15 protein-coding genes and 1 riboswitch are annotated in these 14596 nt (G+C 42.4%); of the genes, 10 read left to right on the top strand and 5 right to left on the bottom strand.

Going from position 1 to position 14596, the window contains the following annotated elements:
• Nucleotides 1-19: 19 nt before the first annotated feature.
• The gene (locus HHK01_RS12675) at nt 20-1399 is read right to left on the bottom strand and encodes a Glu/Leu/Phe/Val family dehydrogenase (protein ID WP_170008117.1); all 1380 of its coding nucleotides are present in this window, start codon (nt 1397-1399) and stop codon (nt 20-22) included.
• A gap of 849 nt (nt 1400-2248) precedes the next feature.
• Between HHK01_RS12675 and HHK01_RS12670 the strand changes: the two genes are divergently transcribed.
• The 3 genes from HHK01_RS12670 to HHK01_RS12660 all read left to right on the top strand — a co-directional run bounded on the left by HHK01_RS12670 (nt 2249) and on the right by HHK01_RS12660 (nt 3731).
• On the top strand, nt 2249-2899 hold the full coding sequence (locus HHK01_RS12670) for a protein kinase family protein (protein WP_170008116.1): 651 nt from the start codon (nt 2249-2251) through the stop codon (nt 2897-2899).
• 86 nt (nt 2900-2985) lie between these two features.
• The gene (locus tag HHK01_RS12665; RefSeq protein ID WP_170008115.1) at nt 2986-3273 is read left to right on the top strand and encodes a nucleotidyltransferase domain-containing protein; all 288 of its coding nucleotides are present in this window, start codon (nt 2986-2988) and stop codon (nt 3271-3273) included.
• A 20-nt stretch (nt 3274-3293) separates the two neighbouring features.
• Nucleotides 3294-3731 carry a nucleotidyltransferase substrate binding protein gene (locus HHK01_RS12660; RefSeq protein WP_170008114.1) on the top strand — a complete coding sequence of 146 codons (438 nt, stop codon included), beginning with the start codon at nt 3294-3296 and terminating at the stop codon, nt 3729-3731.
• Nucleotides 3732-3736: 5 nt separating this feature from the next.
• Here the strand turns inward: HHK01_RS12660 and HHK01_RS12655 are convergent, their stop codons facing one another.
• Nucleotides 3737-4051: a DMT family transporter gene (locus tag HHK01_RS12655; RefSeq protein WP_170008113.1), complete on the bottom strand. Its 315-nt coding sequence runs from the start codon at nt 4049-4051 to the stop codon at nt 3737-3739.
• The gene (locus HHK01_RS12650; RefSeq protein WP_170008112.1) at nt 4051-4392 is read right to left on the bottom strand and encodes a DMT family transporter; all 342 of its coding nucleotides are present in this window, start codon (nt 4390-4392) and stop codon (nt 4051-4053) included. The genes HHK01_RS12655 and HHK01_RS12650 overlap by 1 nt, the downstream gene beginning before the upstream one ends.
• Nucleotides 4393-4443: 51 nt before the next feature.
• Nucleotides 4444-4551: riboswitch (guanidine-I (ykkC/yxkD leader) on the bottom strand.
• Between the two features lie 317 nt (nt 4552-4868).
• Here HHK01_RS12650 and HHK01_RS12645 point away from each other — a divergent pair.
• The 5 genes from HHK01_RS12645 to HHK01_RS12625 all read left to right on the top strand — a co-directional run bounded on the left by HHK01_RS12645 (nt 4869) and on the right by HHK01_RS12625 (nt 9101).
• Entirely contained in the window at nt 4869-5213 is a 345-nt protein-coding gene (locus HHK01_RS12645) for an ArsR/SmtB family transcription factor (protein ID WP_170008111.1), read from the top strand.
• A 28-nt stretch (nt 5214-5241) separates the two neighbouring features.
• Entirely contained in the window at nt 5242-6540 is a 1299-nt protein-coding gene (locus HHK01_RS12640) for an arsenic transporter (RefSeq protein ID WP_170008110.1), read from the top strand.
• A gap of 20 nt (nt 6541-6560) precedes the next feature.
• On the top strand, nt 6561-6986 hold the full coding sequence (arsC, locus tag HHK01_RS12635; RefSeq protein WP_170008109.1) for an arsenate reductase (thioredoxin): 426 nt from the start codon (nt 6561-6563) through the stop codon (nt 6984-6986).
• A gap of 209 nt (nt 6987-7195) precedes the next feature.
• Nucleotides 7196-8716, top strand: a complete 1521-nt coding sequence (gene adh, locus HHK01_RS12630) for an aldehyde dehydrogenase (RefSeq protein WP_170008108.1) — start codon at nt 7196-7198, stop codon at nt 8714-8716.
• Between the two features lie 19 nt (nt 8717-8735).
• Complete coding sequence (locus HHK01_RS12625) at nt 8736-9101, top strand: DUF779 domain-containing protein (RefSeq protein ID WP_170008107.1); 366 nt, start codon at nt 8736-8738, stop codon at nt 9099-9101.
• 48 nt (nt 9102-9149) lie between these two features.
• Here the strand turns inward: HHK01_RS12625 and HHK01_RS12620 are convergent, their stop codons facing one another.
• Nucleotides 9150-10706: an ABC-F family ATP-binding cassette domain-containing protein gene (locus tag HHK01_RS12620; protein ID WP_170008106.1), complete on the bottom strand. Its 1557-nt coding sequence runs from the start codon at nt 10704-10706 to the stop codon at nt 9150-9152.
• Between the two features lie 107 nt (nt 10707-10813).
• On the opposite strand from HHK01_RS12620, the gene HHK01_RS12615 reads away from it, so the two are divergent.
• Nucleotides 10814-11146, top strand: coding sequence for a YnfA family protein (locus HHK01_RS12615; RefSeq protein WP_170008105.1), 333 nt, complete (start codon nt 10814-10816; stop codon nt 11144-11146).
• Nucleotides 11147-11185: 39 nt separating this feature from the next.
• Here the strand turns inward: HHK01_RS12615 and HHK01_RS12610 are convergent, their stop codons facing one another.
• Nucleotides 11186-11677 carry a YajQ family cyclic di-GMP-binding protein gene (locus HHK01_RS12610; RefSeq protein WP_170008104.1) on the bottom strand — a complete coding sequence of 164 codons (492 nt, stop codon included), beginning with the start codon at nt 11675-11677 and terminating at the stop codon, nt 11186-11188.
• A 573-nt stretch (nt 11678-12250) separates the two neighbouring features.
• Between HHK01_RS12610 and helD the strand changes: the two genes are divergently transcribed.
• Nucleotides 12251-14587: an RNA polymerase recycling motor HelD gene (helD, locus tag HHK01_RS12605; protein WP_170008103.1), complete on the top strand. Its 2337-nt coding sequence runs from the start codon at nt 12251-12253 to the stop codon at nt 14585-14587.
• Nucleotides 14588-14596: the final 9 nt, after the last annotated feature.

The following is a 14596-nucleotide window of genomic DNA, read 5'->3' as shown; positions in this document are numbered from 1 at the left end:
AGTCCCTATCCCATTCTACTCAGTACAATTTCCCTTGGCGATATAAAATGGTGCTCAATTTCATGACAGCATGGATATAACAATTTTGGCGTAACGGGAATGGGTCACCAAAAAATTGCGGAAGAATCGTATCCATAGTTACTTTCATTTTGTCAAAAAGGAGTTTAAAAACCTCCTGCTCGCTGTAAAATTGTGTTTCACGACCTTGTAGCCACTCAAAATACGAAACGATCACTCCACCTGCGTTAGCGAGAATATCCGGGACAATTATGACGCCTTTTTTACTAAGGTATGTATCTGCTTCTCCAGTTATAGGAGCGTTCGCACCTTCAACGATGACGGGAGCTTTCACTTGTTGCACGTTGTCTTTATGAACTTGATCCTCTAGGGCAGCTAAAATTAATACATCTACATCTAGGTAAAGAACTTCATCTCTATCCTCTATGTCTGCTTTTACGTCGCACTCTGCTAATTGCTCCACTGTAGTTGGCAAATCTCCGCCGTTTTTCGAGGTGAAACTGACTAATGCAGGAATATTTAGGCCTTCGGAATTGTAGAGAGTGACATTCCGATCACTCACTGCCACCACCTTATTTTGTAAATAGGTGCACTGATAGGCCTCAAGCGCTGCAACAGAACCTACGTTTCCGAAACCTTGTACAGCAATTTTTAACGGTCGATTAGCCACTGACAAGGCCGTTTTTCCAAAGATGTTGTCGTTCCCTGAAAGCCACTTGCTATTCTCTTTTAGGAAATCGTGCAGCATGTAGCGGAGGGTAAAGAAAACACCTTTACCAGTTGCTTCTCTTCGTCCTAATGAGCCACCGTTAACGACACTTTTTCCTGTAAAGCTTCCTCTGTACGGTTTACCCGGTCGAATGCTTTTGTATTCTGCCATCATCCAGTCCATTTCACGATCCCCTGTGCCGACATCTGGTGCGGGGATATCTTTATCAGGACCTAAAATGTCACTAAAATATTGAACATATTTTTTGCATATTGAATGTAATTCCTTCACCGAAAATTCTCGTGGATTAATCACAACGCCACCTTTTCCTCCGCCAAAAGGAACTTCATGAAGCGCATTTTTCAATGTCATAAGAGCAGCGAGATTCACTACTTCATCTTCGTTCACAGACTCGTGGAAGCGAATTCCCCCTTTGTAAGGCCCGAGGGTATCATTGTGTTGAACGCGGAAAGAGGGCACACGAACAACTTTTCCACTGTCTAATGGAACGCGTAAAAACGATTTGTGTACGTGATTTGGGGTGGACAGTATCGCCGCTAATGACGTAAACGCTTGTTCCCTGGCATCGTCCTGCAAATTTTGTAAAAAGGATTTGTCCTCTAATAGGGCATTTAACGATTGTTGTACGATTGATCCGGTTTGGCTTGCCATAAAAAAACCTCCATCCAAGTCTTAGTATAAAAAAAGAACCCTGTCTTATTCTTTACCTTTAATAGTAGTTCGCGAAACATTGAAAAATGCCTCTTTAGGCCATTCAACGTAGCTCTCGACGTGAAAGGGTATTTCTGTAAAGGTCATTTAACTTTGAAGACTGCTTTGCTTAGTGTAAAATTGTAACTACTTCCCAAATAGTAATGGACGTTAATAGCTTGAGATAGATGATAACTTGCCGCATAGAAGCATATCCTGTATAAAAAACATTCATGAGCTGAGCACTTTACCTTGTCTGGAAACCGGTCACAAAGCAGTCTAGTTGTGATCAAGGCGGTGCGAGCGAAGCCCCATGTTGTGAACAATCAACATCCGGAGTTGTTTCCTAATAGGATAACTAACATGATTTTAGGATTCTGCGTAGCTCCGCCCCTTTTCCAAAAAAAACATTCATGAGCTGAGCACTCTACCTTGTCTGGAAACTGGTCACAAAGCAGTTTAGTTGTGATCAAGGCGGCGCGAGCGAAGCCCCAAATCACAAGGAATTAAGTATCCGAAGTTGTTCTCTAATAGCATAACTAACATGATTTTAGGATTCTGCGTAGTTCCGCCCCTTTTCCAAAAAAAACATTCATGGAGCTGAGCACTCTACCTTGTCTGGAAACCGGTCACAAAGCAGTCTAGTTGTGATCAAGGCGGTGCGAGCGAAGCCCCATGCTGTGAACAATCAACATCCGGAGTTGTTTCCTAATAGGATAACTAACATGATTTTAGTTCTGCGTAGCTTGGCCCCTTTTCCAAAAAAAGAAGTGCCGGTAGATAGGCGACGTCTAGAAGGGAGTCCCCAATTTGAATAAATACAGTGAGCTTGCAAATAGTGTGACATTTACAAAGCGAAAAAGTGTCATCGCACAAATTCACCAAGATCCATCACTCGAGTATATTGGGAAAGGCAGAAGTGCTGTCGTATTCAAAATTTGGGGTGCAAACAAAGCGCTGAAGGTGTTTTATCCTGGCTATACGAATGTAGCGAGGGAGGAAGCTGCTATATATAATGTTCTCCAGAATTCACCTTACTATCCGACTCTCTATGAAGCAGGACGCAATTACTTAGTCATTGATTTGATCGAAGGACATACCCTGTTTGAATGCTTAGCAAAAGGGATTCGCGTCTCTTCAGATAAAATAAAAGAAATCGACGTAGCCCTAAATTTAGCCAGAGAAAAAGGGCTGAATCCTTCAGACATACATTTAAGAAATATATTCATTACAAAGGAAGGAAAAATAAAGCTCATTGACGTTGCACGGTTTAGACAAGCAAAGGATTGCTCACAATGGGGCGATTTAAAAAGTGCCTTTTATAAATATTATAGTAGAACGTTTTTCCCTAAAAGGATCCCTGTTTTAATTTTGAATTTGATCGCTGCTTTGTACAAGAAAAATATTATCCCTCTTACTAAAAAGAGAACGCCTAAGTCTGTTGTCTTTTTCCTTTGTTAAATTAGTGGGACTACTGAAAATAAATTTACTATTAATTAGAAGTTGATAAACAATGTAGTAATAGTGAGAGTAGGAGGGATGGGAACGTGACTTTGCATTGGAAGGCGACAGGAACTTCTCAAAGGTTTATCGATGAACTTCTGGAGTACTGCCAAAGGAATGACTCTATAGATAAAGTGGTTCTCTTCGGTTCAAGGGCGAGAGGCGATTATCATAGAGCGTCTGATATTGATCTAGCAGTGTTCACGGTCACCTGTTCACACACTCAACAAAATCTTATTGAAGATGCTATCAATGAAATGTCCACACCTTTAAGGTTAGATATTATATTTCCAGATCGAATAAAAAAAAGAAAAGTTGATTTCAAATCTTAAGAGGGACGGGGTGATGATCTATGAAAAAGGAGAGACTCTATGAGAAGCTTACTGATTATCAGCGTGCGAGTACAAGACTTGTTGAAGCGACCAAACTCCAGATCGAGGATGATATTGTGTATGATGGAGTGATCCAACGCTTTGAATTCACATTTGAACTAAGTTGGAAGCTCATGAAGATGTTTCTGGAATACACAGGAATTAGTGAGATCAAAAGTCCTCGTGCGACGATCCGCGAAGCCTACACATACGGTTTAATTGATAATGGAGAAGAGTGGATCGACATGATGGTTGATCGAAATAAAACTTCCTACTTTTATGATGAGGAAGAAGCAAGGCTGATCTATGAGAAAGTGAAAAATCACTACAGTTATTTGTTAATAAATTTGTCAGCGAAAATGAATGAAGAAATTGATGAGCTTAAGTGGTTTGGAAACCTAGTGACGTACGGCAAGTAAAAATATCACCCTACTGCCTTTAGTCCAACAGCTCCAATGAGAACAAGGGCAATACAAAACAACCGCTTCGCATCTTTAGGTTCACCGTAAAGGATCATGCCAAGTAAAGCGCCTCCGGAAGCGCCAATACCTGTCCAAATTGCATAAGCTGTACCCATCGGCAACGTCTCCATGGCAAAGGAAAGGAAAAGGAAGCTTCCGCCGAACGTGAGAAACATAAAGAGAACAGAGGAGGCGTCTTTCCGCTCGATTACGCGATTAATTAAGGCGACACCAGCCATTTCAAACAATCCTGCTAAAATTAAATATACCCATTCCATTATGCTTTCCCGCCTTCCTCTTTTTTTTCCCCACTAACCAGTTTCAAGCCTATAACTCCGGCTAACAGTATCGCAAGGAGAAGTAGCTTCATAAGACTCAACGATTCCTCGAAAACGACAACATCGACCAATGCCGTACCTGCTGTGCCGAGACCGACAAACACTGCATAGACAGTTCCTACTGGTAGATGTCTTGCTGCAGAAATAAGTAAAATAAAACTCAACCCGATACAAATAACGGTGCCGAGCCATGTCCAGAAGTCATAGGCATACTTAAGTCCAACAACCCAAAGCACTTCAAAGAGTGATGCAATGAAAACTTGAACCCACGTAGAATTCAAAAGAATTTCCCCCTTTCCAATAACGAAAAGCCCGAGAAGATAGATGGTCTATCCTCCCGGGCTTTTCTCCCTCCGTGTGCACAAGATATCTCTTGTGTGTTCTCTCTCGGACCAGACCTCTTTTGCAAAGAGAAGAGCGGAACCCTAGAAAACCTTTGTGTCCCCATACTATAGTGCTAATTTCATATTGTGTCAACAGTGAGATTCCTTATGAGTATCTGAGCATGTAGCCCATTGATGTAAGGAACAAATCTTGGCTCAAAGGAACCGATTACAGGTCATATGGAACAAATTATTAGTTTTAAGGATCGATTCCGGGTGCCAAAGGATCGAATCCAGGTGTCAAAGGATCAAATCGCAGCCGCAGGTCTCACGTGATAGCTCAGCACCTTTACAAAAACTTCATAAAATAAGTTCTTCATTATATAAGCATATAGTTATATAATAATGAAGAACTTATGTGAGGAGGTGAGCCTTTGACTGTTCAGGAACAGGTTGAAATTGTCGATGCTGCCAAAGTATTAAAACTCTTGGGAGATAAAACGAGATTAACCATGATGAAAATTTTGGCTGACCACGACTGTTGTGTATGTGAATTTGTGGAAATTTTCGGGATGAGTCAACCGTCCATTAGTCAACATATGCGCAAGCTAAAGGACGCGGGGCTTGTGGAGGAAGAAAGACGAGGGCATTGGATTTTTTATTCTATACGAGAAGACCATCCGCATGTCCAACTTGTAGAAAGTGTGCTTGCTTCTTTGCCTAGTCAGGACGACAAGGTAAAGGAGCTCATAAAAGGTGGCAAAAGAATTTGTTGTTAGATAACGGGGAAGAAAGGAGAGAGAGCTTATGACAACTGTAGTGTTGGCAGCCCTCATTTTTATTCTGACGTTGGTGCTCGTCATTTGGCAGCCGAAAGGGTTAGGGATTGGTTGGTCTGCATGCGGAGGGGCTGCGCTTGCTCTCATCGTAGGGGTTGTTAGTTTTACAGATGTAGTAGACGTTACGCAAATTGTGTGGAACGCGACGTTAACGTTTGTCGCTTTAATTATTATTTCGTTAATTTTAGATGAGATTGGCTTTTTTGAGTGGGCTGCGTTACATATGGCTCGATTTGCAAATGGTAATGGTTTCAAAATGTTTCTCCTTGTTACGATTCTCGGTGCTGTTGTGGCAGCGTTTTTTGCCAACGATGGTGCCGCGCTTATTTTGACACCCATTGTGTTGGCGATGGTCCGGGCCCTTGATTTGCGCGAGAAAATGATTTTGCCGTTTATTATGGCAAGTGGATTTATTGCCGATACGACGAGTTTGCCGCTCGTTGTGTCGAACTTAGTGAATATAGTGTCCGCGGATTTTTTCGGAATCGGATTTCTAGAGTATGCGATCCGCATGATCGTGCCGAACTTTTTCAGTTTAGCTGCTAGTATTTTAGTACTGTATCTTTATTTTCGGAAGTCATTGCCCAAAACGTACGACATGTCTCAGTTGAAGCAGCCACGCGAGGCGATTCAAGACGCGTCTCTGTTTCATTTATCGTGGTGGATGTTGGCGATTCTTCTCGCTGGCTATTTCTTAAGTGAGTCAGTAGACATCCCGGTTTCAATTGTGGCTGGTGTGATTGCGATCGTCTTCTTGATCATCTCCCGGTCTTCCGAGGCAGTTAATACGAAAACGGTCGTGAAAGGGGCACCGTGGGCGATTGTCTTTTTCTCTATCGGGATGTATGTCGTGGTGTACGGTCTGAGGAACGTAGGGCTAACAGATGTATTGACAGGCATTATCCAAATGTTTGCAGATCAAGGCTTATTCGCTGCCACGATCGGGATGGGCTTTCTTGCCGCCATCCTGTCATCTGTGATGAATAATATGCCAACTGTCATGATCGATGCTCTCGCAATTCAGGAAACAACAACATCTGGTATGGTACGGGAGGCACTCATTTACGCAAATGTCATCGGTTCAGATTTAGGCCCGAAAATCACACCAATCGGTTCGCTCGCCACACTGCTGTGGCTACACGTTCTACGTCAAAAAGGAGTCCGCATTTCGTGGGGCTACTATTTCAAAGTCGGGATTATTCTAACGATCCCGACGTTATTTATCACCCTAATCGGACTTTACGTTTGGCTACTTATTATCGGATAAATTAAAGGAGTGTATAGACGATGACAAAACCGAAAAAAATTATTTATTTTCTTTGCACAGGAAACTCTTGCCGCTCGCAAATGGCTGAAGGTTGGGGAAAACACTACTTAAGTGATGAGTGGGATGTGTTTTCTGCCGGGATTGAAGCGCATGGCGTGAACCCGAATGCTGTCAAGACGATGAATGAAGTGGGCATTGATTTATCAAAACAAACTTCTGACACTATTGATCCAGAACTTTTGAAAAAGGCAGACTTTGTTGTTACCTTGTGTGGTCATGCGAATGATGTTTGTCCGGCAACACCGCCTAACAAGGAACGAGCTCATTGGGGATTTGACGATCCGGCGCAAGCAGAAGGTACTGAGGAAGAGAAGTGGGCCTTTTTCCAGCGTGTTCGTGATGAGATTGGTGAGCGGATAAAGAAGTTCTCTGAAACTGGGAAATAAAAGCTGATTTCAAAGGAGAGGCATTGTGCCTCTCCTTTGTTCAATACAAATTATCAAAAAATTTGAAAGTGAGGACAAGAAATTTGTGAAAAGAGATGATCATATTGTTTCCATTCTTCGATTATATATAGTAACATAGGTGTGTGAAGGTTCTGACTTATCATAACCTTCTAATTAAAAGCGCTTACATAACGAGAGGAGTTTTTACCATGGTCTATGCAAATCCGAATACAGATGGCTCTATTGTGCAGTTTAAGTCTAAATATGATAACTACATCGGTGGAAAATGGACACCCCCTGTCAGAGGAGATTATTTTGAAAATATTACTCCAGTTACGGGACAATCCTTTTGTGAAGTAGCCCGTTCTACTGCTGAAGATGTAGAACTTGCTTTAGATGCAGCACATGAAGCAAAAGCATCGTGGGGAAAAACGTCTGTCGCGGAACGTGCTAATTTGTTGAATCAAATTGCTGATCGAATGGAGCAATATAAGGAACAATTAGCCGTAGCGGAGACGTGGGAGAACGGTAAAGCAGTTAGAGAAACGTTAAATGCCGATATTCCGTTAGCGATTGATCACTTTCGTTACTTTGCGGGGGCAATTAGAGCACAAGAAGGTAGCTTGAGTCAAATTGATGATAATACGGTTGCCTACCATTTCCATGAGCCCCTTGGAGTAGTAGGACAAATTATTCCTTGGAACTTCCCTATTTTAATGGCCACATGGAAGCTTGCACCTGCGTTGGCAGCAGGGAATACAGTTGTATTAAAGCCAGCAGAGCAAACGCCTGCTTCCATTTTGTACTTGGTTGAACTTATTGAAGATTTGTTACCACCGGGTGTCTTAAATATTGTGAACGGTTATGGTTTAGAAACTGGTAAGCCACTAGCATCTAGCCCAAGAATTGATAAAGTGGCATTCACAGGGGAAACGACAACTGGAAGACTCATCATGCAATATGCCTCCCAAAATCTTATTCCAGTTACACTCGAGCTTGGAGGTAAATCTCCGAATATATTCTTCGAAGATGTGATGCGCGAAGATGATAACTTTTTGGATAAGGCGATCGAAGGGCTCGTCCTGTTCGCTTTGAACCAAGGAGAAGTGTGCACGTGTCCGTCACGAGCACTCATTCATGAATCCATTTACGAGCCGTTTATGGAGCGTGCTTTAGAAAGAGTAAAGGCGATTAAAGTTGGAAATCCTTTGGATCCAAGCGTGATGATGGGGGCACAGGCGTCTTCCGAACAGCTGGAGAAAATTTTGTCATATCTTGAGATCGGGAAGTCAGAAGGAGCGGAATTACTTACAGGGGGAGCGCGCAATACACTTGAAGGAGACCTATCAGGTGGGTACTATGTCCAGCCGACGGTCTTTAAAGGAACAAATGACATGCGAATTTTCCAAGAAGAGATTTTTGGACCGGTGCTATCTGTGACTACGTTCCGTGATAATGACGAAGCGCTGAAGGTTGCGAACGATACACTTTATGGTCTTGGAGCAGGAGTGTGGTCTCGAGACGTTAACACAGCATATCGCTTCGGTCGTGAAATCCAAGCTGGACGCGTCTGGACGAACTGCTACCACCAATACCCTGCACATGCGGCATTTGGTGGATACAAAATGTCTGGTGTGGGCCGTGAGAATCATAAAATGATGCTAAGCCATTACCAACAAACGAAGAACATGTTGGTTAGCTACGATCCTAAGAAACTAGGATTCTTTTAAAAATCAGGGAGGGGATTCTATGCTCAAGCGCGTCGTTGGTACGGAAGATACCCTCGAATTTTTAAATTACTTACAATCGAAGCATGGACCTTTGATGTTTCACCAGTCTGGAGGCTGTTGTGATGGAAGTTCGCCGATGTGTTACGCACAGGGGGATTTACTATTAGGTGATCAGGACGTGTTGCTGGGACATATCGGCGATACTCCGTTTTACATGCATCGTAAGCAGTTTGAATATTGGAAGCATACCCAGCTCATTATCGACGTTGTTGACGGGCGAGGAGGAATGTTTTCGGTAGAGGGAGTGGAAGGAAAGCGCTTTTTGACCCGTTCCCGAGCGTTTACTGTTGAGGAATACCATGAATTACTACAACATCCTTTGTGAACACAAAAACGCCTCCATCGATCACTAACCGGTGGAGGCGTTTTTGACTTAATAGACGCGTGTCGTCCAAGTTTCACCGTTCCAAACATCTGTTGCAACGTCTTCGTAAAAATCGTGTTCGTGACTGATGAGTAAAATGCTTCCTTTGTACGCTTTCAACGCACGTTTGAGTTCGTCCTTCGCGTCCACATCCAAGTGGTTGGTTGGTTCGTCAAGCAACAGTACGTTAGAAGGGGTGTTCATCAATTTGCATAAACGCACCTTTGCTTTCTCACCACCGCTTAATACACTCACTTTACTTTCAATGTGTTTGGTCGTTAATCCGCAGTGGGCTAAGGCGGAACGAACTTCAGCTTGCGTTAAGTGGGGGAAAGTATCCCACACTTCCTGTAAACACGTTTTTCCTGTGTCATCGTTCAATTCTTGCTCAAAGTACCCTACCTCTAAATAATCTCCGCGTTCCACTGATCCGGACAAAGCAGGGATGACTCCAAGTAAACTTTTCAACAATGTGGTTTTCCCGATACCGTTTGCCCCTACTAAAGCAATTTTCTGTCCGCGTTCCATTTGTAAATTCAATTGTTTAGACAAAGGTTCGTCGTAGCCAATTACTAAGTCTCTCGCTTCGAAGATCATTCGTCCAGTTGTGCGCGCTAATTTAAAATCAAACGATGGCTTCGGACGCTCGGAAGCTAGCTCGATGACGTCCATTTTGTCGAGTTTCTTTTGGCGGGACATCGCCATGTTACGGGTCGATACTCGCGCTTTATTGCGAGCAACAAAGTCTTTCAAACCAGCAATTTCCTTTTGTTGCTTTTTGTAAGCTGCCTCTAACTGTTGCTTTTTCACATCGTATACTTTCATAAATTCATCATAGTTTCCGACATAACGGGTTAGCTTTTGGTGTTCAACGTGATAAATCAAGTTGACGACTTGGTTCACAAACGGGATATCATGAGAAATCAAAATAAACGCATTATCGTAGTTTTGCAAGTAGCGAACAAGCCACTCGATGTGTTGCTCATCTAAATAGTTCGTTGGCTCATCCAGTAATAAAATGTCAGGTTTTTCGAGTAACAACTTTGCCAATAATACTTTAGTACGTTGTCCACCGCTTAAATCGGTTACATCTCGATCTAATCCAAGCTCGTCAAGACCGAGACCTCGTGCCACTTCCTCCACTTTGGCATCAATGGCATAAAAATCATTGTTCGTGAGCATGTCTTGTAAGACGCCTGTCTCTTCTAACAACTTCTCCAGCTCGTCTGCCTCCACTTCGCCCATTTTTCCAAAAAGTGTGTTCATTTCTGTTTCCATGTCGAATAAATATTGAAATGCCCCGCGAAGCGCATCGCGAATGGATAGACCCTTCTCTAAAATAGTGTGCTGATCTAAATACCCTACACGCACACGTCGTGTCCACTCGACTTTTCCAGCGTCCGGTTCCAGTTTCTTCGTAATAACATTGAGAAACGTCGACTTTCCTTCACCGTTTGCCCCAATGAGACCGATGTGTTCCCCTTTTAATAAACGAAAAGAAACATCGTCAAAAATGGCGCGATCACCAAATCCGTGACTTAATCCACTTACATTTAATAAACTCATCTTCTGTTCCGTCCTTTGCATGCAGATTCTCTCGTCATTATACTAGGTGGGAGAGAATTCGGAAACCGTGTGGAGTGGATAAACTTTTTCCAAGAGGGGGAGAAGAAGTGGTTAGTACGTTTTTGTTGTTTGTTTTAGCGGGAATAGCTGAGGTCGGTGGGGGGTATCTAGTTTGGTTATGGATTCGAGAGGGAAAGCCGTGGGGATATGGAGTGTTTGGTGGAATCGTCTTATTTCTATACGCCATCCTACCGACATTACAAACCTTCCCTTCATTCGGGAGAGTGTATGCAGCGTATGGAGGCGTGTTCGTTGTAGTGGCTGTTTTCTGGGGATGGTGGGTAGATGGTGTGCGCCCGGACCGATGGGATTTTATCGGATCAGTGATCTGTATCATTGGAGTTTTCGTTATTCTTTATGGACCGAGGGGAGAAGCATGAAAAACCCTCTCAACTGTGTAGGGTGAGAGGGTATAGCACTTATCTATAGTTTGTAAACTGCACGTCGATCGGTAAATCGGCCTCTTTAATGAGGGCAATGATTTGTTGCAGGTCGTCACGACTTTTACCTGTTACACGAACTTGATCGTCTTGTACTTGACTTTTTACTTTAACGTTCGACTTTTTAATCAAGTTGTTAATAGTTTTCGCATTTTCTTTATCGATGCCTTGTACAAGTTTAGCGCGTTGACGGACTGTGCCACCGAGTGAACTTTCCATTTTTCCGTAGTCTAAGTTTTTGACAGGTACTCCACGTTTGACAAGTTTACTAAATAGAACATCCTTTAATTGGCTCATCTTAAATTCGTCGTCGCTTAAGAGAACGAGCTCTTCTTTTTCGAGCGTAATGTCACTTTTAGAGCCTTTAAAGTCATAGCGATTTTCAATTTCTTTCATCGCTAGATTCACCGCATTTGTCAGTTCTGCCATATCTACTTTCGAGACAATATCAAAGGAAGCTTCTTTCGCCATATGAACCTCTCCTTACCTACTTTGCTTCATATAAGTATAGAGATAATCTTGTGTATTGGCAAACATGTCCAGTTTTTAGACCAGGAGAAATAGGGGATTTTGTGACAAAGCGTGACGAACGGTAATGAATGTGCCACACGTTCTACAATAAGCGATGATTAGGAAGGGACACAATATGAATCAATTTCATAAATCTTTATTCTAGGTTGTTTTCGTATTTTTTGTTGTTTTCACTAAACAGTTATCCCATGATGCGACTTCAGCTGTGTTGATTTCCGCTCCAATCAACAAGTTCGGAAATTAAGAGGGAGCATGAACACGGCCTTCACTTTCAACGGTGATTTAAATAAATGCTGATAAAACGTGTAGCTGACGAACAAAAAGAGCACCCGGTGTAGGGTGCTCTTTTCTAATTAATTACAGAAAAAACCTTGAACAGTCGCGCACAAGGTGATATGATAAGCTTTGGATTGTAGTTTTAGTATTCATGACTATACGTTTCCCAATATAATTATATTATAAGGAACAAGAACTGTCAAATGGTAATTTTCTAAATCCGCTGGAGGTGTTTCGGTGAGCGATCAGAACCAAGTATGGCAAGACGAGCAGTATCGTGTGAATGACGTTGTGGATGAAATCAAAAGAAAGCAAACGAAACTAAATGAGAACGCTGGTGGGTTAAAAGAGGGGATTATCGATCTTCGTAAAAATTTCTGGGACGATGTAAGAGTCAACCTTGATGAACCAGATGATGTGATCGAGACGCAAGCAAGTATGAAGCAACAAGTTGAAGTACTCTCCGAAAGGGAAAGAAGTTACGGGCGTTTACACGATCAGATGAAGACTCTTGATCGCCTACAGGATTCACCCTACTTTGGACGGATTGATTTTCTGGAGGGAGACGAATCGACCTCTGAACCAATTTATGTAGGCATTGCTTCCTTAATGGATAAAACAGAAGAAGATTTCCTTATCTATGATTGGCGTGCGCCGATTTCTAGTATGTATTATGATTACGCACCGGGTCCAGCGCAATACAACACGTTAGACGGTGCTATTCAAGGGGAAATCACGTTGAAGCGTCAATTTATTATTAGAAAAGGCCAGGTGACAGGTCTATTTGATACAGGAGTGACCATCGGAGACTATATGCTACAAGAAGTTCTCGGAAATCGTGCAAATACAAAAATGAAGAGTATTGTAGCCACGATTCAAAAGGAACAAAATCGAATTATTAGAAATGAAAAAAGTGATTTATTGATCGTTCAAGGAGTTGCGGGAAGCGGGAAAACATCTGCTGCTCTTCAAAGAGTTGCTTATTTATTGTACGCCCATCGCGATACACTAAGTGCTAGTAATATGATGCTATTCTCTCCAAACCCACTATTTAACAGCTATGTAGCGACGGTTCTTCCTGAACTAGGTGAAGAAAATATGCAGCAGACTACATACAAAGAGTACGCGGAAGCTAGAATCGGTAGGCGGTTTCAATTAGAAGATTCCTTTGCGCAAATGGAGACGCTGTTGACCGAGACAGATGAGCACAATGGAAGAGCGGAAAGCATTCTTTTTAAAGCCCAGTTAGCATGTAAACAACTTCTTGATACGTATGTAGCTGATCTAGCCTCCCATGGACTCATTTTTAAATCTATCCGCTTCCGTGACAGGTCTTTGTTTAGCTCGAAAACCATAAAACAGTACTTTTATGAACTTGATTCTTCCATATCTATTCCGAATCGATTGACACTTGTGACAGAACGGTTGTTAGCAGAGCTTAGGGAAATAGAGCGCACTGAATGGCAGGAAGCGTGGGTGGAAAACGAGGTCGAACTATTAGATAAAGAGGACTATTTGGAAGCATTTAGAAAGGTGCAGAAGAATAAGAAATGGGATGACGAAACATTTAATGATTTTGGACGCGAACAAGAAGTTTTAGGCAGAAGCATTGTGAAAAAACATTTTCTGCCGATCAAAAAGCGCATTAAGAAATTTTCGTTTGTAGATGTTAAAGCCACTTATCTTCAGTTTTATGACGCGTGGACCCGCGAAAAAAATGGAGAGCTTCAGCTTCCGAGTTCGTGGAATCAGATTTGTGATTGGACAATTGAGAACTTGAACCAAAATAGATTCAGTTGGGACGATGTAACGCCTTACTTGTATTTTCAAGACCGAATCAAAGGACGGGCATCTTATACGCATATTCGTCACGTGCTCATTGACGAGGTACAAGATTATTCGCCGTTTCAGTTAACCTATTTAAAAGAACTGTTTGCACACGCCAAAATTACACTGCTCGGGGATGTGAATCAAGCGATTTACGCACATGCCTCGGTTTCCCCGTCTATTTTGTCACAAACGAATTCCGAAAACGAGACAAGAATTTCTCTCATGAGGAGTTACCGTTCCACAAGACAAATTGTAGAATTCACAAAACAATTTGTGGAAGGGGGCGAGCACATCGAACCGTTTAATCGAGAAGGCGAACTGCCGATACTGGCCTATGTGAATGATCAAAAGACGCTTTATAAAAAAATGAGTAGTAAAATGAATGAATTGCAGGCAAAAGGACATGAGACGATCGCAGTGATTTGCAAAACGATGCAGGAAAGTAAAGAAGCATATAAACAGTTGCAGCCACACGGTGTCGCTGTTCAATTAATGGATCAGCAAACCTATACCTTCCATAAAGGCATTCTGGTCATCCCTACTTACTTAGCCAAAGGCATCGAGTTTGACGCAGTAATTGTTCATGATGCTAGTCGCACAAAGTACAGTAAGGAATCGGAGAGAAAGTTGTTCTACACAGCTTGTACGCGGGCGATGCATGAGCTTCATCTGTATTCGGCTGGAGAAGTAAGTCCTTTTGTTCAACAGGTATCGTCGGAGTTGTACACAATAGATAAGGTGTAAATAAAGGAG

Origin of the sequence: Bacillus fonticola, from assembly GCF_012955605.1 — a bacterium.
Lineage (GTDB): Bacteria > Bacillota > Bacilli > Bacillales > JC228 > Bacillus_CG > Bacillus_CG fonticola.
Note: the sequence above shows the minus strand (reverse complement) of the source record. Positions and strands in the feature narration are given on the sequence as shown.

Bases quoted from the DNA above. Each gene is read 5' to 3' on its own strand.
- HHK01_RS12675 (WP_170008117.1), bottom strand. From the start codon at position 1,399: ATGGCAAGCCAAACCGGATCAATCGTACAACAATCGTTAAATGCCCTA.
- HHK01_RS12660 (WP_170008114.1), top strand. From the start codon at position 3,294: ATGAAAAAGGAGAGACTCTATGAGAAGCTTACTGATTATCAGCGTGCG.
- HHK01_RS12655 (WP_170008113.1), bottom strand. From the start codon at position 4,051: ATGGAATGGGTATATTTAATTTTAGCAGGATTGTTTGAAATGGCTGGT.
- HHK01_RS12640 (WP_170008110.1), top strand. From the start codon at position 5,242: ATGACAACTGTAGTGTTGGCAGCCCTCATTTTTATTCTGACGTTGGTG.
- arsC (WP_170008109.1), top strand. From the start codon at position 6,561: ATGACAAAACCGAAAAAAATTATTTATTTTCTTTGCACAGGAAACTCT.
- adh (WP_170008108.1), top strand. From the start codon at position 7,196: ATGGTCTATGCAAATCCGAATACAGATGGCTCTATTGTGCAGTTTAAG.
- HHK01_RS12625 (WP_170008107.1), top strand. From the start codon at position 8,736: ATGCTCAAGCGCGTCGTTGGTACGGAAGATACCCTCGAATTTTTAAAT.
- HHK01_RS12620 (WP_170008106.1), bottom strand. From the start codon at position 10,706: ATGAGTTTATTAAATGTAAGTGGATTAAGTCACGGATTTGGTGATCGC.
- HHK01_RS12610 (WP_170008104.1), bottom strand. From the start codon at position 11,677: ATGGCGAAAGAAGCTTCCTTTGATATTGTCTCGAAAGTAGATATGGCA.